Here is a 23,411-nt window from a genome sequence, read left to right as displayed (position 1 = left end):
ACCTGACCGGCCGCCGGATAGCCTCCGGCGGCCCTTGCAGTGCAATGCCTGAGAGGGGTGAGTCATGTCCGGATTGAACATCAACGCCATCACCAAGAAATTCGGCAGCTTCGCCGCCGTCGACAATGTCCAGCTCAACGTACCGCACGGCACTTTCGTGTGCCTGCTCGGCCCATCGGGTTGCGGCAAGACCACGCTGCTGCGCATGATTGCCGGGCTGGAGGAGCCGACCAGCGGCGCCATCGTGCTCGACGGCGAGGACATCACGCCGCTGCCGACGCACAAGCGCAATCTCGGCATGGTGTTCCAGTCGCTGGCGCTGTTTCCGCATCTTTCTGTCGGAGACAATATCGCCTATGCGCTGCGCATTCGCGGCGCCTCGAAGGAAGAGCAGAAGAAACGCGTCGACGAGTTGCTGAGCCTGATCCACCTGCCCGGCTTTGCCGATCGCCCGGTGGCGAAACTGTCGGGCGGCCAGCGCCAGCGCGTGGCGATCGCCCGTGCCTTGGCGCTGTCGCCGAAACTGTTCCTGCTCGACGAGCCGCTGTCGGCGCTCGACGCCAAATTGCGCGAGGCCATGCAGGTGGAACTGCGCCAGTTGCAGCAGCGGCTCGGCATCACCACCATCGTCGTCACCCACGATCAGCGCGAAGCAATGACCATGGCCGACCTCGTCGTCGTCATGGGCCATGGCAGGATCCTGCAGGCGGCGCCGCCGATCGAAATCTACCGCAAACCGGCCGACGCCTTCGTCGCCGACTTCATCGGCATCACCAATTTGTTGCCGGCCGAAGTTGACAGCGCCGGGCGCACCACCATCCTCGGCACTGCCATTCCCGGCCTGGCAATGCCGGCGGGGCAAAGCAAGGCCTCGGTGTCGATCCGTCCCGAGGACGTGCATCTGGGCGCTCCCGGCGGATCGGCAATCACCGGCGAGGTCAGTTTCGTGCGCGATCTCGGCGGCACCATCGAGACCTTCGTCGAGGTCGGCGGCACCAGCATCATCGCCGTGACGACGCCGCGCGAGCGGCATGACGTGCCGGTCGGCGCCAAGGTCGGCGTCACGCTGCCGCCCGCAAGCTGCGTGGTGCTCGGCTCATGAGACGCGAAGCTCCAAAGTCGGTAGCCGACTACACGCCGCTGTTCTTTCCGGCGCTGATGCTGATCGTCTTCTTCGTCGTGCCGTTCTCGACGATGATCGCGGTGAGCTTCTTCAAGCGCAATCCCTCCGGTTTCTACACGCCGGATTTCGTGTTCGACAATTACGCACGCTTCCTGTCGGTGTTCTTCGGCGGCGTGCTCGGCTTTTCGCTGATGCTGGCGGTGCTGGTCGCCGTCTGCTGCGTCGCCATCGCCTTCCCCTTCACCTATCTTTTGACAAGGCGGCCGCGCCATGTGCAGACGCTGTGGCTGGTCGGGCTGTTGTCGGTGCTGTCGCTGTCGGAGGTCATCATCGGCTTTGCCTGGTCGACGCTGTTTTCGCGCACCGCGGGCATCACCAACCTGTTCGTGGCGATCGGGCTGATGGACAAGCCGGTGGCGCTGCTGCCTACCTTCGGCGCGGTGCTGACCGGCATGGTCTACCAGGCGCTGCCTTACACCATACTGGTGCTCTACCCCGCCCTGGTGCGCCTCGACCCGACACTGCTCGAGGCGGCGCGCACGCTTGGCGCCTCGCCGGTTCGGGCCTTCTTCAACGTCGTGGCGCCGGCGCTCCGAAACACCATCGTGGCAACGCTGATCATGGTCTTCGTGTTTGCGCTTGGGTCCTATCTGTTGCCGCAGATCCTCGGGCGGCCGCAACACTGGACACTGTCGGTGCTGATCACCGACCAGGCGATCTATCAGTCCAACATGCCTTTCGGGGCGGCGATGGCGGTGTTCCTGGTGCTGATCTCGCTGGCGCTGGTTGGAATGACGCTGCTCGTCGGACGCAAGGAGAACGCGCTATGACCGAGATCTGGCTTCGCCGCTTCTATTTCGGCCTCGTCGCCCTGTTCCTGGCGGCGCCGCTCATCGTCGTTGCCGGCGTCTCGGTCAACGAGAAGCAGGACCTGGCTTTCCCGCCGGTCGGCTTCTCGCTGGCATGGTACGGACAGATCTTCACCGACCCGGAATGGCGGCTGGCGCTGATCCATTCGGTGACGCTCGCCGTCTGCTCGGCGGCGATCGCGGTGGCCATCGCACTGCCGCTGGCCTGGTTCCTGTGGCGGCGCATCGCGCCCTGGGCGAACATCTTTCAGGTACTGGGGCTGGCGCCCTTCATCTTGCCGCCGGTTATCACCGCGCTCGGCTTCCTCAGCTTCTGGGCGACGGTCGGGCTGTTCGGCCAGTTCTTCACCGCCATCATCAGCCATGCGATCTTTTTCGTGACGCTGCCGCTGGTGACGCTGTCGCTGGGTTTTGCCTCGATCGACCGCTCGCTGGTCGAGGCCGCCGCCACCATGGGCGCCGACGACCGCACCGTCTTGAAGACCGTGGTGCTGCCGCTGATCCTGCCCTACCTCGTCTCGGGCTATGCCTTCGCCTTCGTGCTGTCGCTCAACGAATACATCGTCGCCTACATGACGATCGGCTTCACCACCGAGACGCTGCCGATCAAGATCTTCAACGCGCTGCGCTACGGCTACACGCCGACCATGGCTTCGGTGTCGGTGTTCTTCGTCGCGGTGGCGGCGCTGGTGTTCGGCGCGATCGCGCGGTTCGGCGACATCCGCAGGCTGCTCGGCGCGATGTCGTCCGACGGCAACTGATCGAACTCACGCAAACGAAGCGGCCGCCGGAACCTGTCCGGCGGCCGCTTTGTTTTTCAATGCCCGAACACAAGCGGCGGCGCGATGCGATCGCGCCGCAGCCAGCGTGCCAGAAGCAGGGCCGCGACCACCGCCAGCCCTGACGACAGGCCGATCCAGATGCCGACGCCGTTGAAGCCGAAATGGAAGGCGAGCAGCACGCCGAGCGGCAGGCCGACGCCCCAATAGCCGATCGCGGCATAGATCATCGGCACCTTGGTGTCGTGCAGGCCGCGCAGCATGCCGGCGGCCACCGCCTGCGCGCCGTCGAAGATCTGGAACAGCGCCGCAAACGCAAGGAAAGACACGGCAAGCGCGATCACCCTGGCGTTGGCCGGATTGGTCAAATCGATGAAGGCGCTGATCAGCAGATGCGGCCACAGGATCATCACCAGACCCATCAGCGCCATGAAGGAGACGCCGATGACGAAGGCTGTCCAGCCGGCGCGGGAAACGCCTTCCGGATTGCCCGCACCATGGGCAAGGCCGACCCGCACCGTCACCGCCTGGTTGAGGCCGAGCGGCACCATGAAGGAGATCGAGGCGATCTGGATTGCGATGGCATGAGCGGCCAGCGAATCCGCGTCGATCAGGCCCATCAGCAGTGCCGCTGCGTTGAAGATCGTCACCTCGAAGGCGAGGATGCCGGCGATCGGCATGCCGAGCCGCAGCAGGCCCTTGAAGCGCGGCCAGTCAGCGCGCCAGAAGCGGCCGAACATCCGATAGCGGCGGAACTTCTTCTCCAGCATCACCACCGCCGCCAGGCCGACAAACATCAGTATGCTGGAGAGCGTCGTGGCGAGACCGGAGCCGGCAATGCCCATCGAGGTGACCCCTAGATTGCCGAACATGAACACCCAGTTGAAGAAGGCGTTGCAGGCGACGGCGACGAAGACGATGATCAGCGCCCAGCCCGGCCGCTCCAGCGCCGAGATGAACGAGCGCAGCACGATATAGCCATAGAAGGGCAGTACCGCCCATTCCAGCCAGCGCAGATAGATGCCTGCCTGATGCGCCAGCGCCGGTTCCTGGCCCATGGCCAACAGGATTGCCTCGCCGTGCCAGAGCGCGATCCAGATCGGAATTGAAATCAGGATCGCCAGCCACAAGCCCTGGCGCACAGTGCGGCGCAGGTCGCGCACGGAATGGCGGCGGCGGCCGAGTTCGGTCGCCATCATCGGCGAGGTCGCCAGCATCAGGCCAAGGCCGAAGATCAGCGGCATGAAATAGAGATTGGCGCCGAGCGCGCCGCTGGCCAGCGTATCCGGCCCTAGCCTGCCCATCATCATGACGTCGGTGGCGGTCATGGCCGTCTGGCCGAGATTGGTCAGCACCATCGGCCAGGCGAGCGCCAGCGTCGCCGTGATTTCCTGACGCCAAAGGTTTTCCGGCGCGCGAGCGCCGGCTTCGATCGCAGACATTGTCCTGCTCTTTCCGATTGCGGCGCGTCGGCATAGGAGCCGGAAGCCGCATTGCAAACGGCAAAACCCTCGGTTTCGCGGCGTTTGCGCCGTCTATTGAACGAAATGCGACATGAAGGCAAGGGAGGAGGAGCGGGCAGCTATTGAGCCAGAGCTTGAGCGGTTCAGCGTTTCACGGAAACGCAGACCCGCTCTATCTGTTTGCCTTGACGCAATTCCCAAGGGAAAGCGCTACGCGCTTTTCCCGGGAAAACCGCTTCACACTTTTCCTGGAATTGTTCTAACGGATCTCGTCCAGCGCCTGCCGCTGGCGGTGCATCTCCAGAAAGATGCGGTAGTCGCGGTCGAAGCGAGTGCCGGCGGCCGGGTTGGCGGCGCGTTTCTTGCCGCCTTGCTGCATGGCGACGCAGGCGGCGTTGAGGTCGGGGAAAAGCCCGGCGGCGGTGGCCGCGACCATGCCGGTGCCGAGCAGCACCGCCTCATCGGCCAGCGGTTCGACCACCGCGCAGCCGGTGGCGTCGGCATAGAGCTCCATCAAAAGCGGGTTCTTGGTGTGGCCGCCGGTGACGTGCAGCGTGTCGATCAGATAGCCGTTCTCGTTCAGCGCTTCCAGCACATGGCGCACGCCGAGCGCGATACCGACTGCGGTGCGCCAGTAGAGCTTGCACAGGCTGTCGAAGGAGGAATCGAGTGTAAGCCCGCTGACGACGCCGACCGCATGCGGATCGGCCAACGGCGAGCGGTTGCCGTGGAAATCCGGCAGCACATGCAGCCTCGCCGCGAGACCTTCGCCCTCGGCGGCACGCAGTTCGGCGACACGGCGGGCGATCCTGGCGTGCATGGCGGCGTCGGGCTCGCCGCCGGCGCCATGCCAGCGGATGATGTGGTCGAGCAGCGCGCCGGTGGCCGACTGGCCGCCTTCCGACAGCCAGAGTTTTGGCAGTGCCGCGCCATAGTACGGCCCCCAGACGCCGGCGAAAGGCTGCGGGTCGGGCGACATTGCCATGACGCAGGAGGAGGTGCCGGCGATCAGCGCCAGATGGCGGCTGATATTGCTGCCGTCGCCGGCAAAACCACCAAGCACACCGAGCGCGCCGGCATAGGCATCGATGACGCCGGCACCGACCCGGCATTTTTCCGTCAGACCAAGCTCCGCCGCCGCCTCGGCGCTGAGCGGGCCGATATCGGCTCCGACCGGACTTGCCTTCTCCGGCAGATTGCCGTGCTCGAAAAGATCGCCAAGACCGACGGTTTCGAAGAAATCACGCCGCCAACCGGTTTCTTCATGCGCGAGATAGGTCCATTTGGCGGTCAGCGTGCATTGCGAGCGCGCCAGCGAGCCGGTCGCCTTCCAGGTCAGGAAATCGGTGAGGTCGAATAGATAGCCGGCTTCATTCCATGTTCCGGGCAATTTGCGCTTCAGCCACATCAGCTTCGGCGTCGCCATCTCCGGCGACATGACGCCGCCTATATAGTCGAGCACCGTATGGCCGCTTTCCGTGCACTCGTCGGCCTCGGCGATGGCGCGATGGTCGAGCCAGACGATGGTGTCCCAGCGCCGCTCCCCGGTCGCCGACACGCTGAGCTGGCCGCCTTGCCTGTCGCGCACCACCAGCGAGCAGGTGGCATCGAAGGAGATGCCGACAATGTCGCCAGCCGCCACACCGGCCTTCTCGCGGGCGGCGCGTACGGCGATGCACACCGCCGACCAGATATCGCGCGAATCATGCTCGGCATGATCGGCCTTGGGCTGGTGCATGGCGATCGGGTGATCGGCGCGGCCAAGCAAGGTACCCCTGGTGTCGAGAATGCCCGCACGGGCGCTCCCGGTGCCGACATCGACCGCGCAAACGAAACTGTTGGTCAAGATGCTTTTTCTCTCGCTCCCAGGCCTGCAATCAGATCGGGCAATTGCAGCATGTCAGCGAATATAAAGTCCGGTTCACTCGACGCAAGCCGCGCTTTCAATGCCGGGTTGCCGGCATGTGAGCCGCCGGTGAAGGCAAAGACGCGCATGCCCGCCGCCCGCGCGGCCGCGATGCCGGCCGGACTGTCCTCGATGACCAGGCATTTGCGCGGATGGGCGCGCATGCTGGCGGCTGCGTGGAGAAAAAGGTCGGGCGAGGGCTTGCCTTTGGCCACCATGGTGGCGCTGAACAGATGCGGCTCCAGAAGGCCGAGCAGTCCGGTGACGTCGAGCGCATAGCTGATGCGCTCGAGTGTGCCGGAGGAGGCGACGCAGAACGGCACGCCAAGCTTCGGCAGCACGTCCTTGATGCCGGGGATCGGTTTCAGCTCCTCGCGGAATTTGCGCATCAATTCGACGCGCATCGCGGTCAGATGCTGGTCGGAGATATCGAGCCCGAAATCGCGATCGAGGATCTCGCGGACGCTCTTCATGCTCTTGCCGAGGAAATGCTCGTAGGCCTGATCCTCGCTGACAGTGCCGCCGGCAAGCGCGATCATGCCGAGCAAAGCCGAGACGGAGAGCGCCTCGCTGTCGACCAGGACGCCGTCACAGTCGAAGATGACCAGTTCGGGCGTCATTCTCTGCTTCCGTCGGCGTCAGAGCTGGCCGGCGATATAGCGCGTCAGCGTCGCGCGCGTACCATTCGCCCACAAAACATTGAGCGCATGCGCGAACGCTTCGGCGAAGACCGGCGAGCGGCCGACATCGCCATAGATGTCCTCCATGGCAAGCCAGGCGGATGGTGTACCCTTCGCCGCCTTCGCGGTCGCCTGCAGCCGGTCCCAGTTCGGGTCGTTGGGCTCGATGACGGCGCCGCTGTCGGTGGTGCCGAAGCAGTAGCGGCACCAGAGCGCCGATTCCAGCGCCAGCCCGGCCACGCTCTTTCCCGCCTTCAGCCGGTCGGCGATGGTCGGGATGATGAATTTCGGCTGGCGGTTGGAACCGTCGAGACAAAGCCGCCGAATGGTGTCGCCGATCTTCGGGTTGGAGAAACGGCGCTCGATGAGCTGGTAATAATCTTCCAGCACTGTGTCCGGCACCGGCGGCACGGTCGGGATGATCTCGTCGCGCTCCAGCTTGGCGAGGAAGCCGCGCACCAGCGGCTCCTGCATCGCCTCATGGACGAAATGGATGTCCATCAACCCGGCCGGATAGGCGATCGTCGCATGGCCGCCATTGAGGATGCGGATCTTCATCAGCTCGTAGGGCGCGACGTCCTTGACGAACTGCACGCCGACCTTTTCCAGCGGCGGACGGCCGTCGGTGAAATGATCCTCCAGCACCCATTGCTTGAACGGCTCGCAGAACACCGGCCAGTTATCCTCGAGGCCGAAATCGCTGGCCAGGATGCCGCGCTCGCGGTCGGTGGTGGCGGGCGTGATGCGATCGACCATGCCGTTCGGAAAGGCGACGTTGTCGCTGACCCAATTGGCCAAGTTTTCGTCGATCAGGCGGGCGAGGCCGATAACGCCGTCGGAGGTGACATGGCCGTTGTGAGGGATGTTGTCGCAGGACATGACGGTGAACGGCACGACGCCGTCGCTGCGGCGGTGCATCAGGCCGGCGAGGATCAGGCCAAAGACGGTTTTTGGCGTCGCCCCTGGTTGCGCGTCGGCAACGATATCAGGGTGGGTCGGGTTGAACACGCCGGAGGCCGGATCGATGAAATAACCGCCTTCGGTGATGGTCAGCGAAACGATCCTGATCGCCGGATCGGCAAGCTGCTCGATGATCGCCGTCGCATCGCCCGGCATCAGGAAGTCGATCATCACGCCGGTGACGCGGGCGCTCATATGGCCTGAGTCCTGCTCGACCACGGTGGTCAGCCAGTCCTGTTCCTGCAGCTTGCCGCGGCCCACCTTCTCGCCCTCGAAGACGCCGGCGCCGACCAGTGCCCAGTCGTGGCCGACGCCCTGATTGAACAGGTCATCGAGATAGACGGCCTGGTGCGAGCGATGGAAATTGCCGACGCCAAAATGCACGATGCCAGCCTTGAGTGTGGCGCGATCGTATTGCGGGCCGGCGACCTTCGAGGGAAGCTTGGCGAGAGTGGAAGACGAGAGTTTCACGGTCATCTGCTTTTACCCTTTGGCCCAACTCGGCCTTCGCGATCCCGGCGTCTTCTCCCCGCGGAGGTACGGGGAGAAGCGCGCCTTCGCCCCTCAACTCATCCACTGGCCGCCGTCGACATTGTAGGTCTGGGCGACGATGTATTCGGCGTCCTCGCTGGCCAGGAAGACGGCCATGCCGGTCAGGTCTTCCGCTTTGCCCATGCGGCCGTAAGGCACGCTCTCACCGACCAGTCTCTTCTTCTCGCCCTTCGGCCGGTTCTCGTATTTGGCGAACAGCGCGTCGACATCATCCCACATGTCGCTGTCGACGACGCCGGGCGCGATGCCATTGACGTTGATGCGGTGCTTGATCAAATCGAGCCCCGCCGACTGGGTGAGCGAGATGACGGCGGCCTTGGTGGCGCAGTAGACGGCGACCAGCGCCTCACCACGCCGGCCGGCCTGGCTGGCGATGTTGATGATCTTGCCGCCCCGGCCAGCGGCGATCATCGAGCGGGCGGCGGCCTGCAGCATGAACAGCGTGCCGGCGACGTTGACCGAAAACAGCTTTTCGTAGCTTGCCTTGGTGATCTCGACGATCGGCGCCAGGTCGAACAGGGCGGCGTTGTTGACCAATATGTCGAGACCGCCCGTCCTGGTCTCGACCGCCTTGACCGCCGCCTCGATCGAAGCGAGATCGCTGACGTCGAGCTTGACCGCATAGGCCTTCCCGCCGATCTCCGCGGCGGTCTTGGCGGCGGCTTCGAGGTTGATGTCGGCAATCGCCACCATGGCGCCTTCGCGCGCATAGGCTTCGGCGAAGGCCTTGCCGATGCCGCGCGCCGACCCGGTGATCAGCGCCGATTTGCCGGCCAGGCGCATGCTTACATCGCCTTCCCGTCGGGGCCGAAGCGATGCAGCTTGGCCTTTTCGGGAGTCAGGTAGATGGTGTCGCCGTGATGGACGGCGAGTTCGCCGTCGGCGCGCACCGTCAGCGGCCCGACGCCATCGGCCTGGACGTGCAGGAAGGTGTCGGAGCCGAGATGCTCGGCAACGCCGACGGTGGCTTTCCACTCGCCGGCCGTGGTCGAAATCTCCATGTGCTCGGGACGGATGCCGATCGTCTTGGCGCCGTATTTGGCGGACGGCGCGCCTTCGATCAGGTTCATCTTGGGCGAGCCGATGAAGCCGGCGACGAACAGGTTCTTTGGCGTCTTGTAGAGCTCCATCGGCGAGCCGACCTGCTCGATGTTGCCGGCATTGAGGACGACGATCTTGTCGGCCATGGTCATGGCTTCGACCTGGTCATGGGTGACGTAGATCATCGTCGTCTTGAGCTGGTGGTGCAGTTCGCTGATCTCGAGGCGCATGGTGCCGCGCAGCGCTGCGTCGAGGTTGGACAGCGGCTCGTCGAACAGGAAGGCCGACGGCTGGCGCACGATGGCGCGGCCGATGGCGACGCGCTGGCGCTGGCCGCCGGAGAGCTGGCCGGGGCGGCGCTCGAGATAGTTGGTGAGGTTGAGCACCCGCGCCGCGTCCTTGACCTTCTTGTCGATGGTCGCCTGGTCCTCGCCCGCCATTTTCAGCGGGAAGGCGATGTTCTTGGCCACCGTCATATGCGGGTAGAGCGCGTAGGACTGGAACACCATGGCGAGCTTGCGCTTGGCCGGCGCCTCGCCGGTGACATCGCGGCCATCGATGTTGATGGTGCCGCCGCTGGTGTCCTCCAGCCCGGCGATCAGACGCAGCAGCGTGGACTTGCCGCAGCCGGACGGGCCGACGAAGACGACGAACTCGCCATTCTCAATGACCAGGTCGAGGCCGGGGATGATGGACGTCGACCCAAAGGATTTGGAGACGTTCTTGAGCGTGATGTTTCCCATGGTTTCCTCCCGGGGATTGGTGTCCGTCGTCCGCCTGCGGCGTTGTTATTTCACCGCGCCAAAAGTCAGGCCGCGCACCAGCTGCTTCTGGCTGAACCAGCCCATGATCAGGATCGGCGCGATCGCCAGTGTCGAGGCCGCCGACAGCTTGGCCCAGAACAGGCCTTGCGGGCTGGAGAAGGAGCTGATGAAGGCGGTCAGCGGTGCGGCTTCAGTGGTGGTCAGCCGGATCGTCCAGAACGCCTCGTTCCAGGCCAGGATGATGTTGAGCAGCATGGTCGAGGCGATGCCTGGCACCGCCATCGGCGTCAGCACATAGACGATCTCGTTCCACAGCGAGGCGCCGTCCATGCGCGCTGCTTCCAGGATCTCGCCGGGGATCTCGCGGAAGTAGGTGTAGAGCATCCAGACCACGATCGGCAGGTTGATCAGCATCAGCATGACCATCAGGCCGACGCGGCTGTCGAGCAGACCCGAGTCGCGGAAGATCAGGTAGATCGGGAACAGCACGGCAACCGCCGGCATCATCTTGGTGGAGAGCATCCACATCAGGATGTCCTTGGTCCGCTTGGTCGGCGAGAAGGCCATCGACCACGCCGCCGGTATGGCGACGAGCAGAGCCAGGATGGTCGAGCCGACCGACAGCAGCACGGAATTCAAGAAGAACTTGAAATAGCCGCTCTGCGCCTGGACTTCGGAATAGCTCTCGATGGTCCCCGACGGGATCAGGGCGAAGCCCTGGATCGCCTCCTGCTCCGACTTGAACGAGGTGATGATCGTGTAAAGGATTGGGAAGAAGATCAGCAGCGCGACGATCCATGCGGCAGCGGTTGCGATCGTCTTGTGCTGGGTGGTGACTGCACGTGCCATCTTAGCCTCCCTTACTTGTCCAGGTTCTTGCCGACGGCGCGCATGGCGAAGAAGGCGACGATGTTGGCGAGAATGACGGCGATCACACCGCCTGCGGATGCCTGGCCGATTTTGAACTCCAGCAATGCCTTCTGGTAGACGAGGAAGGGCAGGTTGGTGGAGGCGTAGCCCGGGCCGCCATTGGTGGTGACCAGGATTTCGGCATAGACCGACAGCAGGAAGATGGTCTGGATCAGGATGACGACGGTGATCGCCCGCGACATGTGCGGCAGCGTCAGATAGATGAAGCGGCTGACGAAGCCGGCGCCATCCATCTCGGCGGCTTCCTTCTGCTCGCCGTCAAGCGACTGCAGGGCGGTCAACAGGATCAGCGTCGCGAATGGCAACCACTGCCAGGCGACGATGATGATGATCGCCAGCATCGGATGCTGCCCGAACCAGTCGATCGGCTGCATACCGAAGAAACGCGCAATGTCGGCAAAGACGCCGTATTGCGGATGCATGATCATGTTCTTCCAGACCAGTGCGGCCACCGGCGGCATGACGAAGAAGGGCGAGATGACGAGGATACGGACGATGCCTTGTCCCCACATCGGCTGATCGATCAGCAGCGCCAGCGCGATGCCGCCGATCACCGTGATCAGCAGCACGCTGCCGACGAGGACAAGCGTGTTGAGGATCGACTGCAGGAAGGCCGGGTTGGAATAGAAAAGCGCGTAGTTCGAGAAGCCGACGAACCCGTCGCGGATCGGGTTGAGCGGGTTGTACTGCTGGAAAGAGAACCAAATGGTTATGACCAGCGGGACAATCATCCAGACGAACAGCAGCACCACGGATGGCGCCATCATGAAGCGGGCAAGCGAGCGGGTCTGCTGAGTAGCCATGACGGTCACCCTCCAAAGGTCAGCCAGATTTCAGAGTTGTGCCAGAATTTCCCAGGTTTTGAAGGTGGCCGCCCGAACTGGGATTCGGGCGGCCTCTGCCGGTCATGATGCGCGACCGGCTTCGGCACCGGGAGGAGCCTACTTGATATAGCCGCCCTCGGTCATCGCCGCGGTGGCGGCGTCCTGGGCTTGCTTCAAGGCATCGTCGACGCTCGACTGGCCGGCGAGTGCCGCCGAGAAGAGCTGGCCGACCGTGGTGCCAAGGCCCTGGAACTCAGGGATGGCGACGAACTGGACGCCGACATAGGGCACCGGCTTGACGGTCGGATGCGTCGGGTCGGCGGCGTTGATGGAGTCCAGCGTCATCTTGGCGAAGGGCGCTGCCTTCTGGTACTCAGGATTGGCATAGAGCGAGGTGCGCGTTCCGGGCGGAGCGTTGGCCCAGCCTTCCTTCGACGCGACGAGCTCGGCATAGCCCTTGCTGGTCGCCCAGGACACGAACTTCTGTGCCGCGTCAGCCTTCTGCGTGCCGGCGGGAATGGCCAGCGACCAGGCCCACAACCAGTTACCGCGCTTGCCGAGGCCATTGTCCGGCGCCAGCGCATAGCCAACCTTGTCGGCGACGGTGGATGCCTTCGGGTCGGAGACGAAGGAAGCAGCGACGGTGGCGTCGATCCACATGCCGCACTTGCCCTGCTGGAACAGCGCCAGGTTCTCGTTGAAGCCGTTGGACGAGGCGCCCTCCGGCCCAGCGGCCTTCATCAGGTCGACATAGAACTGCAGCGTGTTCTTCCATTCCGGCTGGTCGAACTGCGGCTTCCAGTTCTCGTCGAACCAGCGGGCGCCGAAGGAGTTCGACATGGCGGTCAGGAAAGCCATGTTCTCGCCCCAGCCGGCCTTGCCGCGCAGGCAGACGCCGTTCACGCCATTGGCGCGATCGGTCATCTTCTCGGCGGCCTGCTTGATGAAGTCCCAGGTCGGCGCGTCGGGCATGGTCAGCCCGGCCTTCTCCATCAGGTCCTTGCGGTACATGACGAAGGAGCTTTCGCCGTAGAAAGGCGCGGCATAGAGCTTGCCGTCGACCGAAAGGCCGCCGGCGATGGCCGGGATGATGTCCTTGGCGTCGTAGTCGTCGCCGAGCTTGTCGAGCGGCAGCAGCCAGCTCTGCTTGGCCCAGATCGGAACCTCATAGGTGCCGATGGTCATCACGTCGTACTGGCCGCCCTTGGTGGCGATATCGGTGGTGACGCGCTCGCGCAGGACGTTTTCCTCGAGCGTGACCCAGTTGAGCTGGATGTCGGGATTCTTGCTGGTGAAGTCGTCCGTCAGCTTCTGCATGCGGACCATATCGCCGTTGTTGACGGTGGCGATGGTGATGGATTCGGCGTGCGCGGCGAACGCAAGAGCGCTGGCCGACAACAGGCCCAGTGTGAGCGTGCGAAGTTTCATCAAATTCCTCCCATAAACCAAGATGAGCATTTGCCTTGGCTGTGAGCAATTACTCACTTGGCGTTAATTATGTCAAGCCAGATTCGTTGCTGCAGCGCAGCACGACGATGCCGCGCGGCATCGCGCGCCGGGGCGCTTGAGGACGTAGGACGATGGGATGTCGCGGCCGCGAAGCGGGCGGATACCGGCGACGAGCCGCAGAGAAGAAACTGGCTGCCTACTGGCAGGCGATCTCGGCCAGGATCCAGTCGCGGAAGGCGCGGATCTTCGGCACGTTGCGCCGCGCCTCGGGATAGACCAGCCAGTAAGCATGGCCGTCGTCGCCGACGAGGTCAAAGGGCTGGATGAGGCGGCCATCGGCAAGTTCGGTCTTGAACAGCGCTCTGGTCAGGATGGCGACGCCCTGCCCGGCGATGGCGGCATTGGCCTCGTAGGCTTGCGCACCCATGCTTGAGCCGGGACGAGCGGCAAGATCGTGCGACTGCACACCGGCAGCCGCGAACCAGTCCCTCCACCAGATATCGCTGGGATCGAGGATGGGTAGGCGCAACAGATCGGCAGGCTCGTTGACGCCGCCGATGCTCGCTGCGAGTTTCGGACTCAGCATCGGCGTGAAGTCGGCATCGAGAAGCTTGTGCACTTCCATACCCGGCCAGTTTCCGCCGCCCGAACGGATGGCGATGTCGATGTCCTCGCGAGCGAAATCGACGAGGCGGTTCGACGTGTCGAGGCGAACGGCCAACGACGGATGCGCGAGCTGGAAAGAGCCGAGATGCTGCGCCAGCCAGTTCGAGGCAAAGGTCAGCAGCGTCGAGACACAGAGCAGGCCATCGGCCCCGGTGCGCGCGGCGGAATAGGCTCCGCTCAGCAGGGCGAACGCCTCGCTGACGGCAGGCGCCATGCGTTGCCCCGCCTCGGTCAGCACGATCTGCTTGGGACGGCGTAGGAACAAAGGCCCGCCGACGCGCTCCTCGAGAAGTTTGATCTGATAGCTCGCGGCGGCTTGGGTCATGCCGAGCTCCTCGGCCGCCTTGGTGAAGGATAGATGCCGGGCCACGGCTTCGAACACCCGGATCGCCGCGAGTGGCGGGAGTTGGGAGAGCTGCCGTGGGTTGAGCTCGGGCATAAGGCCTCCTTATGGGCCGTGATCGACGTTTGATTGGCAGCGAGGGCCAATCGGGCCGATATCTGGGGTCGACGATCACTCTCGTCTAGACATAGCGGAGGCTGACGATCATGACCACGGTACAGGAAAAGCTGTCTTTCACGCCAGGCTACAGCTGGTTTTCGTGGCTGACGCATGGATTTGCGCGGCACACGGCAAAGCGGCGGGCCTACATCGACATAAGGGAACTGTCGCCGCATCTGCAGCGCGACATGGGTTTCCTCGACGGCAACGACCCTCACGGACCGTCTAAATAGGCTTGCCTGTCTTATGGAAAGTCAGCTGGCGGCCAGCAGCGCGGCTGCGGTTCGCTCGTCGGTGATGAGGCCGTTGACCAGCCGCCGGTTGACCGCCGCCAGGATGCCCGGCAGCTTGCGCTCGCCCATGGCCAGCGCAATCACCAGTGATCTTTCACGCGACGGCAGCGCGGCCGACGACACGCGGTCGTTGGTGATGCCCTCGATCATGCGGCCTTCGCGGTCGAACACCCAGCCGACGATCTCGGCGATGCCGCCGGCTTTCTGCAATGCCTTTAGCTCACTCTCCGAAATGAACCCGTCCTCGTAGAGCGGTGCCTTCGGGCCGAGATCGCCGATGCCGACGAAGGTGACATCGGCCTCTGCCGCGAGCGCCAGCGTCGGCTGGATCATCGGCTGGGCGAGCAGCATCTCGCGCTCCTCCGGCGAAGAGGCGATGACCGGCAGCGGCATCGGGAACGAGCGCGCCTTGACCCTGTCGGCCATGGTGAAGATGACGTTGTAGAAGGCGGCGGAGCCGTCGGGCGAGATGTTGCCGGTCAGCGACACCACCTTGTGCTGCGGACACTCCATCGGCGGCAACTGCTCGATCGCGGCCTTCAGCGTGCGCCCGGTGCCGATCGCCATGACAATCGGTTCCGGCGATCTCAGCCGCCTTTCGATCTCGGCCGCGGCCGCCTCGGCAACGCCGACAATGGTGGAAGAGGAGGTCGGGTCGCTCGGCACGACCTCGACCAGATCGAGCGCGAAGCGCGATTTCAGCCGCGCCGCCAGATCGAGGCAATTGGCGATCGGGTGGTCGACGCGCACCTTGATCAGCCCTTCGGACACCGCCAGCGACACCAGCCGCTGTGCCGTCTGTCTGGAGATGCCGAGCGTGGCGGCGATCTGGTCCTGCGTGTTGCCGGCGACATAGTAAAGCCAGCCGGCGCGCGCCGCGTCGTCCAACCGGTTGCTGCCACCATCCTGCCGCGAATTCACGTCCTGCCTCCCAAGCCCCGCTTAGTATGCAAGCGGGTGCTTTAGCTTACAAGGAATGGCGCCGTGCGCAATTGTCTATCAAAAAGGGCAATTGCTTACGCCTTTTGGCGCCCCTGACCGGGCATCCGGCACTACGGCCGAACCTCCGCGAAGACGCTGCAGCCTCATGAATATCGGGGATCGCGGGTTCGACGGTTTATCTCCGGACACAAACGCTTTATGGGGGTCAGAAAAGGAGCCTTGCATGACGCCGAAAGCGGTTTTCTGGGATATGGACGGTACGCTGGTCGACAGCGAGCCGCTGCACGAGGCAGCCCTGGTGGCGGCACTGCGCAGCGTCGGCATCGCGCCGCCGACCAATCTGCATGAGCGGGTGCTGGGCGTCGCCGCATGGCCGGTCTACGAGATGCTGCGTGGCGAGTTCGGCCTCGACCTGCCCTTCGACGACTGGATCGTGCGCAAATACGACCACTATCTGCCAATGGCCGAAACGCTGAAGCCGCGTCCCGGCGCGATCGAGATCTTCAACGAATTGCGCGAACGCGGCGTGCAGCAGGCAGTGGTGTCCAATTCCGACCGGCTGATCGTCGACGCCAATCTACGCGCGGTCGGCCTCGTCTATCCCGGCATGAAGACGATCAGCCGCAACGACGTGCACGAAGGCAAGCCGCATCCAGAACCCTTCCTGCGCGCCGCCTTCCTGGCCGGCGTCGAGCCGGCCGACGCGGCGGCGGTCGACGACAGCCGCACCGGCGCCATGGCCGGACTGGCGGCGGGAATGCGCACGATGTTCTGGCCGGAGGCGCCGATGGAAGGGCCGCCCGGTGCTGTCGTCATCAACAGCGCCGAAGATCTGCGCCGGGAATTCGGGCTTTAAAAATAGCCCTCAGTTCCGGTAGACCGGCTCCTGCTCGTCGAGGATCGCTTTCAACTCGCTGAGATGACGCTCGGCCTGGCCGGGATAGTCATCCATTTCGCTTGCCGTCTTTTCGGCAATGGCGTCGGACAGCGTGCGCAGCGGACGGCCGGTCCACAGCGCCTTGATGTAGGTCTCGGCGGCGCGCTCGAAATAGAACATGCGGTTGAAGGCATCGGCAACATTGTCGCCGATGACCAGCACGCCGTGATTGCCCATCACCATGACCTTGACCTTCGGATCGGTCAGAAGCTGCGAGCAGCGCTCGCCCTCCTCCTCGAAGGCCAGCCCGCCATAATTGGCGTCGACGACATGGCGGTTGAAGAACATGGCCGAGTTCTGGTCGATCGGCGGCAGGGTCGAGTCGGCGAGCGAGGCGAGCACGGTGGCGTGGACCGAATGCACATGCATGACGCAACGCGCATGCGGGACATTGCGATGGATGGCGCCATGCAGGCCCCATGCCGTCGGGTCGGGCGCGTTGGGGCCGGACAGCGTCTCGGGATCGTTGGCGTCGATGAGCAGAAGATCGCTGGCCTTGATGCGCGAGAAATGCACCTGGTTGGGATTCATCAGAAACCTGGTGCCATCCTCGTTGACGGCCAGCGAGAAATGATTGGCCACCGCCTCGTGCATGTTGAGCCGCGCCGTCCAGCGGAATGCGCAAGCGAGATCGACGCGCTCCTCATAGAAGGGCAAATTGGTCAGCGGCTCTTTCTGCAGGCGGGCAATGCTCATCGAGAGTACTCCGTGAAAGAGGCGAGGATGCCGCGCGCCTGACAAGCACGCAACCGGTTTCGTTTGGTGCAGTCCCCGGCAGGATGAGGCTCCCGCCCTACGCGGCCGTGCTTCTGGCGGCACCGACGCTGAGCCCGCCATGCTCGACGATGAAATCGATCACCTCCCGCAGGCCCTTGCCGCGCGACAAATCGGTGAAGCCGAAGGGCCGCTTGCCGCGCATGCGGGCGGCGTCGCTTTCCATGACATCGAGGTTGACGTTCACATAGGGCGCGAGATCGCTCTTGTTGATGACTAGGAAATCGGAGCGGGTGATCGCCGGGCCGCCCTTTCTAGGGATCTCCTCGCCCTGGCAGACCGAGATGACATAGAGCGTCAGATCGGCGAGATCGGGCGAGAAGGTGGCGGCAAGGTTGTCGCCGCCGGACTCGATGAAAATGACGTCGAGATCCGGGAATTTTTTGTTCAGCTCGGCGATCGCCTGCAGATTGATCGAGGCATCCTCGCGGATGGCGGTGTGCGGGCAGCCGCCGGTCTCGACGCCGACGATGCGGTCTTCGGGCAGCGCCTGCAGCCTGGCCAGCATCATGGCGTCTTCCCTGGTGTAGATGTCGTTGGTGACGACGGCGATGGAGAAGTCGTCGCGCAGCGCCTTGCAGAGCTTTTCGGTGAGCGTCGTCTTGCCGGAACCGACAGGACCGCCGATGCCGATGCGAAGGGGACCGTTGGCTTGGGTCATGTCGAGAACTCCGTGATGGCAAGGACGGCGAAGCCGAGCCCGATCAGCAGGCACAGCGGCGAATAATAACGGACATCGAGCCGCGCGAAAGGCTGCTCGGGCGTGAGCCGCCGCCACCAGGGCGTGAAGCCCGCAATGCCGCGGCCAAGGAAGACCAGCGCAATCAGCATCGATGTGGCGGCAAGGCCTTCCCTAGGAAAGGGCGAGGCAAAGACGCCTTCGAGCGCCATCGGCCACAGCGTCGCCAGGCCAAGGCAGGCGGCAACGGCAAAGCTGGCAAAGGGCGAGGGCATCTCGCTGACGCCGCGAAAGCCGACGACGGCATGGGCGCAGGACGCAGCGTCCCTGCCCGGCCAGACACCGCCAATGCCCCAATATACATGCAGAACGGTGATCCCGAGCAGGACGAGCGACAGCGCAAAGGCGAGGAGGATCATGAGCGAAATAGCCGCGAATATTGGGTTTCGTGCTTCATCGCCATGACGTCGGAGACGAAGGCGCAGCCGCCAAGATCGTCTGGCGTCGAGCCGGCGGCGCGGGCGGCTGTCGCCAATGCCAATGGTTCGAAGCCGGCGAGCAGCGCCGTGGCGTCGTTCTGTCCGACGACGCCAAGCCTGATCGCTGCCTGGACGAGGTTGGAGAAGAAGGCCTGCAGAAAGGCAGAGAGTGCATCCTGCAAGGCGATGCCATTGCCGCCGGCAACGGCGCCGACGGCGACGCAATAGGCGCAGTCTTGCGGCAGACGATCCAGCACCCGAGACGGCCAGGCCGACGCCGCCTTCAGGAAGGCGGCGCCCTGCAGCATTGTCTCGGCATGACGCTCGCGCGAGCCGGCCAAGGCTTCGGCGAGCGCGGCAATTTCATCGACATCGCCAGCATCACGGGCGCGCCGCCAGGCTTCGGCGAACAGCACAGCATCGTTCCAGCCCGAGCCCATCGCGACCAGCGTCTCCAGCCAGGCAGCGAGGCTTTGCCTGTCGGTTATCAGGCCGTCATGCACGGCGCGTTCGAGGCCATGGCTGTAGGAAAAGCCGCCGACAGGAAAGGCCGGCGACAGCCATGCCATCAGCCGCAGCAGTGCGATGCCGGAAGGCTGGTCAGTCATGATGGTGGTGGTCGTCATCATGCGAATGGGAATGGCTGTGCGAATGGGAATGCGATTCGGCATGGGAATGGGAATGCGATTCAGAATGGCTGTGCGCATGCGCCTCGGCATGGGCATGACCGTGATCATGACCGCCATGGCCGGAATAGGCGCCGCGTACAGGTTTGAATGGCTCGGAGACGTCGCTCACCGTGGCGCCGAGCCCCTCCAGCATCGCCTTGATGACATGGTCGCGCAGGATGAGGATGCGATCGGCTTCGATGCTTGCTGCGAGATGGCGGTTGCCGATATGCCAGGCGAGCTCGGCCAGATGCACGGCACCGCGGGCGCGAATGTCATAGACCTCTTCGCGCGCGGCGACGATCTCGACATGGCGGCCATCCTCCAGCACCAGCCGGTCGCCATCATTCAAGGCGACCGCCTCCGGCAGATCGACCAGCACCTTCTCGCCGCCTGACGTCTCGATGGCGCGGCGGCGCAGATGCCGCTCGTCGTGAGCAAGCACAGCCTTGGCGTAAGGCACGGTCGGCCCCGCCTCTGTGCCTGCCAGCACGGAGACGGCACGCGGAAACTTGGTGAAGTCGGTGCGGATGTCGAGCTTCATCTGGAAGATCCTCCATTGGCCTGCGCGCGGGCGCGGGCCGGACGGGCCAGCACGCGGTCGAAATAGGCGTTGACGCTGTCGGACTCTATCGGGAACCGGCCGGCGCGGGCCCAGCCGCCCATATCGCCTAAAAGCACGTCGACAGCGGAAAACCGGTCGCCAAGCGCAAAAGGATTGTCGCCAAGGCGGCGGTCCAGGGCCTTGACCTCCGTGGCGAAGTCATGCGCCGCAGCGGGGCCGACATCGACCCGCACCTCCTTCGGCAGCAGGAAGCGGTGGCGCACTTTGTTCCACAACGGTGCCTCGAATTCCGACTGGGCAAAATGCATCCAGGAATCCATCTCGGCGCGGCCGGCGAGACCCGGATTGGCGCCCATACCCATGTCGGCATGCTTGTCGCCGAGATAGACGCAGATCGCTGCCGAATCCGTCACCTTCAGCTCGCCGTCGATCAGGATCGGCACCTTGCCGGACGGGTTGAGCGCATAGGCTTCCGGCGAGCGCAACTTGACCTCGACGAATTCATAGGGCTGCCCGAGCTCCTCGAGCATCCAGAGCACGCGGCTGACCCGGGACCCGCGCGATCCGACGGCCTTGTACATGGTTGAAACCTTGCCTTTTGCGAGAAACCTAATCCATCCGCTGCCGTCATACGATCGTGTCGAAGAGCCGCAGGATGAACGATACCTGATAGATCAGCGTGCCGGCGACGAAAACGATGTGAAAGCGGCGATCGCGAACCAGGATGGCTGCAATGCACAGCGCAACGAAAACCGGGGTGCGGATGAGATATTCATTGCCGTAGTGAGCGAAATGCTCCGGCCCTTTCAGCAGCGTGTCGACGACGTCGAGCAGATAGGTCATCGCCAGCAGGCCAAAAAACCAGGCGCGGCGCGAGTAGAAGAAATCCTCGTAGCCGGTGTAGTCGAGCATGGAGTCCGGGAACAGCAGCGCGCAGAGCAGGAACAGTGTGACGGCATAGAAGATGAGGAACAGGTATATGCCGAAGGTCCAGGTCTCGATGGCGTAGAGGCCGAATTCCCACCACCAGAAATGCACAAGCAGCAACAGCATCGAACCGACCCAGGCCAGATGCACAGGATAGAGCTTGTACTGGCCGGGATGCTGAACGATGCGGGCGAGCCCCGACAGCAGCCGGGTGACGCCGAGACCGATCACCATGCCCATGACGATGCGGATATGCGGGAAGACGTCGTGGGGAGAGGCTATTTCGGTGGCCATGCCTGATCACTATTCGGCTTCTGCTCGACGGCATATTGCGGCGTACGGATTTCGGCCGCAACGCATTTTGCCCGGGCAATGCCGGCGTCAGAACAGGAAATACCGCTGCGCCATCGGCAGCACGGTGGCTGGCTCGCAGGTCAGCAGCTCGCCGTCGGCGCGGACCTCATAGGTTTCGGGGTCGACCTCGACATGCGGCGTGGCGTCGTTGAGCACCATCGAGTGCTTGCCAATGCCGCCGCGGGTGTTTTCGACCGCGACCATGGCCTTGTCGACGCTGAGCCGGCCTTGCAGGCCTGACTCGAACGCCGCCTTGGAAACGAAGGTCACCGAGGAGTTGGTCAGCGCCTTGCCATAGGCGCCGAACATCGGCCGGTAGTGCATCGGCTGCGGCGTCGGGATCGAGGCGTTGGGGTCGCCCATGGGAGCAGCGGCAATCGAGCCGCCGACCAGCACCATCTCCGGCTTGACGCCGAAGAAGGCCGGGTTCCACAGCACGAGGTCGGCGCGTTTTCCGACCGCCACCGAGCCGATCTCCTTCGACAGGCCATGCGCGATGGCCGGGTTGATGGTGTATTTGGCGATGTAGCGGCGGACGCGGAAATTGTCGTTGTCGCCGGTCTCCTGCGGCAGCGAGCCGCGCTGGCGCTTCATCTTGTCGGCGGTCTGCCAACAACGGATCGCCACCTCGCCGACGCGGCCCATGGCCTGCGAGTCCGACGAGATGATCGAGAAGGCGCCGATGTCGTGCAGTATGTCCTCGGCCGCGATGGTTTCCTTGCGGATGCGGCTTTCGGCGAAGGCGATATCTTCCGGGATCGACGGCGACAAATGATGGCAGACCATCAGCATGTCGAGATGCTCGGCAAGCGTGTTGACCGTGTAGGGCCGGGTCGGGTTGGTCGAGGACGGGATGACGTTCGGCAGGCCGCAGACCTTGATGATATCGGGCGCGTGGCCGCCGCCGGCGCCTTCGGTGTGGAAGGCATGGATGGTGCGGCCCTTGATCGCCGCGACGGTGTTTTCGACAAACCCCGATTCGTTCAGCGTGTCGGTGTGGATCATCACCTGCACATCATGGTCGTCGGCGACCGACAGGCAGCAGTCGATGGCCGCAGGCGTCGTGCCCCAGTCCTCGTGCAGCTTCAGCGAGCAGGCGCCGGCGAGCACCATTTCTTCAAGGGCTGCCGGCAGCGAGGCATTGCCCTTGCCCGACAGGCCGATGTTCATCGGGAAAGCATCGAAGGACTGGATCATGCGCGCCATGTGCCACGGCCCCGGCGTGCAGGTGGTGGCCAGAGTGCCGTGCGCCGGACCGGTGCCGCCGCCGAGCATGGTGGTGATGCCTGACATCAGCGCTTCCTCGATCTGCTGCGGGCAGATGAAGTGGATATGCGCGTCGAAACCCCCGGCGGTGAGTATCTTGCCCTCGCCGGCGATGATCTCGGTGCCGGGACCGATGATGATGGTGACGCCATCTTGAGTATCCGGATTGCCGGCTTTGCCGATGGCGGCGATGCGGCCGTCCTTGAGGCCGATATCGGCCTTGAAGATACCGGCCGAAGCATCGATGACCAGCGCGTTGGTGATGACGGTGTCGACAGCACCTTGCGCCCGCGAAACCTGGCTCTGGCCCATGCCGTCGCGGATGACCTTGCCGCCGCCGAATTTCACTTCCTCGCCGTGAACGGTGAGGTCTTTTTCCACCTCGATGAACAATTCGGTGTCGGCCAGCCGCACCTTGTCGCCAACCGTCGGGCCGTACATCTGCGCATAGGCGGCGCGGGTAATTCTAGCCATCAGAAACTGCTCCCGAAATGCGGCTGCGAAGCCATGCCCCACATTGCCGCCATCCTATGGTCACGCAATGACCCGCTAGGCGACACCTTGTGTTCCCATTTGGCGGTTGAGGTGGGCGAGTCACCCCAAAACGACCGTTTGCCAAATCGATGGAAGGAAGATCCATGCGCAAAACGATACTTATCGCAGCCGCCGCCACCCTGGCGTTGGCGAGCGCAGCCAGCGCTCAGCAACAGCCCGCGCAGCAACAGCCCAGCCAGCCGCCGGCGGCACCCGCCGCGCCCGGCGCTCAGCCGGCCGTGCCGACGATCCAGAGCGTGAACATCGTCGACATCACGGAACTGCCCAAGGACACCCAGACGCAGGTCAACCAGGTAATCGCCCAGCGCGGCGAGGGCGGTTTGCAAAAGCTGCGCAGCTCGATCGACGCGACGCCCAAGGTCAAGTCGGCGCTCGAAGCCAAGGGGCTGACCTCGGCGCAGGTGATCGCCGCCAGCATGAACACCGACGGCGCGCTGACCTTGATCACAAAGAAGGCGAGCTGA

General features: G+C 64.0%; 25 protein-coding genes. 6 read left to right on the top strand and 19 right to left on the bottom strand.

The genetic code is table 11. The annotated features are described in order from the left end of the window. The first annotated feature begins 64 nt into the window (after positions 1–64). Genes A6B35_RS05560 through A6B35_RS05550 form a run of 3 tightly spaced genes read left to right on the top strand, consistent with a single transcriptional unit; the run spans position 65 to position 2,753 of the window. On the top strand, positions 65–1,102 hold the full coding sequence (locus A6B35_RS05560) for an ABC transporter ATP-binding protein (protein WP_006201829.1): 1,038 nt from the start codon (positions 65–67) through the stop codon (positions 1,100–1,102). Further along, positions 1,099–1,953 carry an ABC transporter permease gene (locus tag A6B35_RS05555; RefSeq protein ID WP_006201828.1) on the top strand — a complete coding sequence of 285 codons (855 nt, stop codon included), beginning with the start codon at positions 1,099–1,101 and terminating at the stop codon, positions 1,951–1,953. The genes A6B35_RS05560 and A6B35_RS05555 overlap by 4 nt, the downstream gene beginning before the upstream one ends. After that, on the top strand, positions 1,950–2,753 hold the full coding sequence (locus tag A6B35_RS05550) for an ABC transporter permease (protein WP_006201827.1): 804 nt from the start codon (positions 1,950–1,952) through the stop codon (positions 2,751–2,753). Before A6B35_RS05555 ends, A6B35_RS05550 begins: the two co-directional genes overlap by 4 nt. 56 nt (positions 2,754–2,809) lie before the next feature. Here A6B35_RS05550 and A6B35_RS05545 read toward each other — a convergent pair whose 3' ends face one another. The 10 genes from A6B35_RS05545 to gcvA all read right to left on the bottom strand — a co-directional run bounded on the left by A6B35_RS05545 (position 2,810) and on the right by gcvA (position 14,445). Continuing rightward, positions 2,810–4,213, bottom strand: a complete 1,404-nt coding sequence (locus A6B35_RS05545; RefSeq protein ID WP_006201826.1) for an MATE family efflux transporter — start codon at positions 4,211–4,213, stop codon at positions 2,810–2,812. Between the two features lie 280 nt (positions 4,214–4,493). After that, positions 4,494–6,080, bottom strand: a complete 1,587-nt coding sequence (locus A6B35_RS05540; protein WP_006201825.1) for an FGGY-family carbohydrate kinase — start codon at positions 6,078–6,080, stop codon at positions 4,494–4,496. Further along, positions 6,077–6,760, bottom strand: a complete 684-nt coding sequence (locus tag A6B35_RS05535; protein WP_006201824.1) for an HAD family hydrolase — start codon at positions 6,758–6,760, stop codon at positions 6,077–6,079. Before A6B35_RS05535 ends, A6B35_RS05540 begins: the two co-directional genes overlap by 4 nt. An 18-nt stretch (positions 6,761–6,778) precedes the next feature. Next, positions 6,779–8,257: a mannitol dehydrogenase family protein gene (locus A6B35_RS05530; protein ID WP_006201823.1), complete on the bottom strand. Its 1,479-nt coding sequence runs from the start codon at positions 8,255–8,257 to the stop codon at positions 6,779–6,781. A gap of 87 nt (positions 8,258–8,344) precedes the next feature. Continuing rightward, complete coding sequence (locus A6B35_RS05525) at positions 8,345–9,115, bottom strand: L-iditol 2-dehydrogenase (protein ID WP_006201822.1); 771 nt, start codon at positions 9,113–9,115, stop codon at positions 8,345–8,347. Positions 9,116–9,117: 2 nt separating this feature from the next. Continuing rightward, complete coding sequence (locus tag A6B35_RS05520) at positions 9,118–10,116, bottom strand: ABC transporter ATP-binding protein (protein ID WP_006201821.1); 999 nt, start codon at positions 10,114–10,116, stop codon at positions 9,118–9,120. A 45-nt stretch (positions 10,117–10,161) separates the two neighbouring features. Next, the gene (locus tag A6B35_RS05515) at positions 10,162–10,986 is read right to left on the bottom strand and encodes a carbohydrate ABC transporter permease (protein ID WP_006201820.1); all 825 of its coding nucleotides are present in this window, start codon (positions 10,984–10,986) and stop codon (positions 10,162–10,164) included. Positions 10,987–10,997: 11 nt separating this feature from the next. Next, the gene (locus A6B35_RS05510) at positions 10,998–11,870 is read right to left on the bottom strand and encodes a carbohydrate ABC transporter permease (RefSeq protein ID WP_006201819.1); all 873 of its coding nucleotides are present in this window, start codon (positions 11,868–11,870) and stop codon (positions 10,998–11,000) included. A 138-nt stretch (positions 11,871–12,008) separates the two neighbouring features. Further along, complete coding sequence (locus A6B35_RS05505; protein ID WP_006201818.1) at positions 12,009–13,319, bottom strand: ABC transporter substrate-binding protein; 1,311 nt, start codon at positions 13,317–13,319, stop codon at positions 12,009–12,011. Between the two features lie 217 nt (positions 13,320–13,536). Next, the gene (gene gcvA, locus A6B35_RS05500) at positions 13,537–14,445 is read right to left on the bottom strand and encodes a transcriptional regulator GcvA (protein WP_006201817.1); all 909 of its coding nucleotides are present in this window, start codon (positions 14,443–14,445) and stop codon (positions 13,537–13,539) included. Positions 14,446–14,555: 110 nt separating this feature from the next. Here gcvA and A6B35_RS05495 point away from each other — a divergent pair, with 110 nt between their 5' ends. Then, complete coding sequence (locus tag A6B35_RS05495; RefSeq protein ID WP_006201816.1) at positions 14,556–14,741, top strand: hypothetical protein; 186 nt, start codon at positions 14,556–14,558, stop codon at positions 14,739–14,741. A 21-nt stretch (positions 14,742–14,762) separates the two neighbouring features. Here A6B35_RS05495 and A6B35_RS05490 read toward each other — a convergent pair whose 3' ends face one another. Next, positions 14,763–15,722, bottom strand: coding sequence for a sugar-binding transcriptional regulator (locus tag A6B35_RS05490; protein ID WP_006201815.1), 960 nt, complete (start codon positions 15,720–15,722; stop codon positions 14,763–14,765). Between the two features lie 244 nt (positions 15,723–15,966). On the opposite strand from A6B35_RS05490, the gene A6B35_RS05485 reads away from it, so the two are divergent. Continuing rightward, positions 15,967–16,599, top strand: a complete 633-nt coding sequence (locus tag A6B35_RS05485; RefSeq protein WP_006201814.1) for an HAD family hydrolase — start codon at positions 15,967–15,969, stop codon at positions 16,597–16,599. A gap of 9 nt (positions 16,600–16,608) precedes the next feature. On the opposite strand, the gene A6B35_RS05480 is transcribed toward A6B35_RS05485, so the two are convergent. The 8 genes from A6B35_RS05480 to ureC all read right to left on the bottom strand — a co-directional run bounded on the left by A6B35_RS05480 (position 16,609) and on the right by ureC (position 22,866). Next, the gene (locus A6B35_RS05480; protein ID WP_006201813.1) at positions 16,609–17,376 is read right to left on the bottom strand and encodes a class II aldolase and adducin N-terminal domain-containing protein; all 768 of its coding nucleotides are present in this window, start codon (positions 17,374–17,376) and stop codon (positions 16,609–16,611) included. Positions 17,377–17,473: 97 nt separating this feature from the next. Beyond that, a complete protein-coding gene (gene ureG / locus A6B35_RS05475; protein WP_006201812.1) occupies positions 17,474–18,115 on the bottom strand; it encodes an urease accessory protein UreG in 642 nt (213 codons plus the stop codon). After that, a complete protein-coding gene (locus A6B35_RS05470; protein ID WP_065518156.1) occupies positions 18,112–18,552 on the bottom strand; it encodes a DUF3995 domain-containing protein in 441 nt (146 codons plus the stop codon). Before A6B35_RS05470 ends, ureG begins: the two co-directional genes overlap by 4 nt. Continuing rightward, positions 18,549–19,238, bottom strand: coding sequence for an urease accessory protein UreF (locus A6B35_RS05465; RefSeq protein ID WP_193364547.1), 690 nt, complete (start codon positions 19,236–19,238; stop codon positions 18,549–18,551). Before A6B35_RS05465 ends, A6B35_RS05470 begins: the two co-directional genes overlap by 4 nt. Then, entirely contained in the window at positions 19,213–19,824 is a 612-nt protein-coding gene (locus A6B35_RS05460; protein WP_006200759.1) for an urease accessory protein UreE, read from the bottom strand. The genes A6B35_RS05465 and A6B35_RS05460 overlap by 26 nt, the downstream gene beginning before the upstream one ends. Beyond that, entirely contained in the window at positions 19,821–20,426 is a 606-nt protein-coding gene (locus A6B35_RS05455; RefSeq protein WP_006200758.1) for a glutathione S-transferase family protein, read from the bottom strand. The genes A6B35_RS05460 and A6B35_RS05455 overlap by 4 nt, the downstream gene beginning before the upstream one ends. Before the next feature lie 46 nt (positions 20,427–20,472). Continuing rightward, the gene (locus tag A6B35_RS05450; RefSeq protein ID WP_006200757.1) at positions 20,473–21,066 is read right to left on the bottom strand and encodes a hypothetical protein; all 594 of its coding nucleotides are present in this window, start codon (positions 21,064–21,066) and stop codon (positions 20,473–20,475) included. A gap of 87 nt (positions 21,067–21,153) precedes the next feature. Then, a complete protein-coding gene (gene ureC, locus A6B35_RS05445) occupies positions 21,154–22,866 on the bottom strand; it encodes an urease subunit alpha (RefSeq protein WP_006200756.1) in 1,713 nt (570 codons plus the stop codon). Positions 22,867–23,030: 164 nt separating this feature from the next. On the opposite strand from ureC, the gene A6B35_RS05440 reads away from it, so the two are divergent. Further along, a complete protein-coding gene (locus A6B35_RS05440; RefSeq protein WP_006200755.1) occupies positions 23,031–23,411 on the top strand; it encodes a hypothetical protein in 381 nt (126 codons plus the stop codon).

This window comes from Mesorhizobium amorphae CCNWGS0123 (assembly GCF_001686985.1).
GTDB lineage: Bacteria > Pseudomonadota > Alphaproteobacteria > Rhizobiales > Rhizobiaceae > Mesorhizobium > Mesorhizobium amorphae.
Note: the sequence above shows the minus strand (reverse complement) of the source record. Positions and strands in the feature narration are given on the sequence as shown.

Coding starts and splice junctions, on each gene's coding strand:
- A6B35_RS05465 (WP_193364547.1), bottom strand. CDS start 19,238: ATGACGACCACCACCATCATGACTGACCAGCCTTCCGGCATCGCACTG.
- A6B35_RS05470 (WP_065518156.1), bottom strand. CDS start 18,552: ATGATCCTCCTCGCCTTTGCGCTGTCGCTCGTCCTGCTCGGGATCACC.
- A6B35_RS05525 (WP_006201822.1), bottom strand. CDS start 9,115: ATGCGCCTGGCCGGCAAATCGGCGCTGATCACCGGGTCGGCGCGCGGC.
- gcvA (WP_006201817.1), bottom strand. CDS start 14,445: ATGCCCGAGCTCAACCCACGGCAGCTCTCCCAACTCCCGCCACTCGCG.
- A6B35_RS05520 (WP_006201821.1), bottom strand. CDS start 10,116: ATGGGAAACATCACGCTCAAGAACGTCTCCAAATCCTTTGGGTCGACG.
- A6B35_RS05515 (WP_006201820.1), bottom strand. CDS start 10,986: ATGGCACGTGCAGTCACCACCCAGCACAAGACGATCGCAACCGCTGCC.
- A6B35_RS05460 (WP_006200759.1), bottom strand. CDS start 19,824: ATGAAGCTCGACATCCGCACCGACTTCACCAAGTTTCCGCGTGCCGTC.
- A6B35_RS05495 (WP_006201816.1), top strand. CDS start 14,556: ATGACCACGGTACAGGAAAAGCTGTCTTTCACGCCAGGCTACAGCTGG.
- A6B35_RS05455 (WP_006200758.1), bottom strand. CDS start 20,426: ATGTACAAGGCCGTCGGATCGCGCGGGTCCCGGGTCAGCCGCGTGCTC.
- ureG (WP_006201812.1), bottom strand. CDS start 18,115: ATGACCCAAGCCAACGGTCCCCTTCGCATCGGCATCGGCGGTCCTGTC.
- ureC (WP_006200756.1), bottom strand. CDS start 22,866: ATGGCTAGAATTACCCGCGCCGCCTATGCGCAGATGTACGGCCCGACG.
- A6B35_RS05485 (WP_006201814.1), top strand. CDS start 15,967: ATGACGCCGAAAGCGGTTTTCTGGGATATGGACGGTACGCTGGTCGAC.
- A6B35_RS05510 (WP_006201819.1), bottom strand. CDS start 11,870: ATGGCTACTCAGCAGACCCGCTCGCTTGCCCGCTTCATGATGGCGCCA.
- A6B35_RS05555 (WP_006201828.1), top strand. CDS start 1,099: ATGAGACGCGAAGCTCCAAAGTCGGTAGCCGACTACACGCCGCTGTTC.
- A6B35_RS05535 (WP_006201824.1), bottom strand. CDS start 6,760: ATGACGCCCGAACTGGTCATCTTCGACTGTGACGGCGTCCTGGTCGAC.
- A6B35_RS05545 (WP_006201826.1), bottom strand. CDS start 4,213: ATGTCTGCGATCGAAGCCGGCGCTCGCGCGCCGGAAAACCTTTGGCGT.
- A6B35_RS05530 (WP_006201823.1), bottom strand. CDS start 8,257: ATGACCGTGAAACTCTCGTCTTCCACTCTCGCCAAGCTTCCCTCGAAG.
- A6B35_RS05550 (WP_006201827.1), top strand. CDS start 1,950: ATGACCGAGATCTGGCTTCGCCGCTTCTATTTCGGCCTCGTCGCCCTG.
- A6B35_RS05480 (WP_006201813.1), bottom strand. CDS start 17,376: ATGAGCATTGCCCGCCTGCAGAAAGAGCCGCTGACCAATTTGCCCTTC.
- A6B35_RS05440 (WP_006200755.1), top strand. CDS start 23,031: ATGCGCAAAACGATACTTATCGCAGCCGCCGCCACCCTGGCGTTGGCG.
- A6B35_RS05505 (WP_006201818.1), bottom strand. CDS start 13,319: ATGAAACTTCGCACGCTCACACTGGGCCTGTTGTCGGCCAGCGCTCTT.
- A6B35_RS05450 (WP_006200757.1), bottom strand. CDS start 21,066: ATGGCCACCGAAATAGCCTCTCCCCACGACGTCTTCCCGCATATCCGC.
- A6B35_RS05560 (WP_006201829.1), top strand. CDS start 65: ATGTCCGGATTGAACATCAACGCCATCACCAAGAAATTCGGCAGCTTC.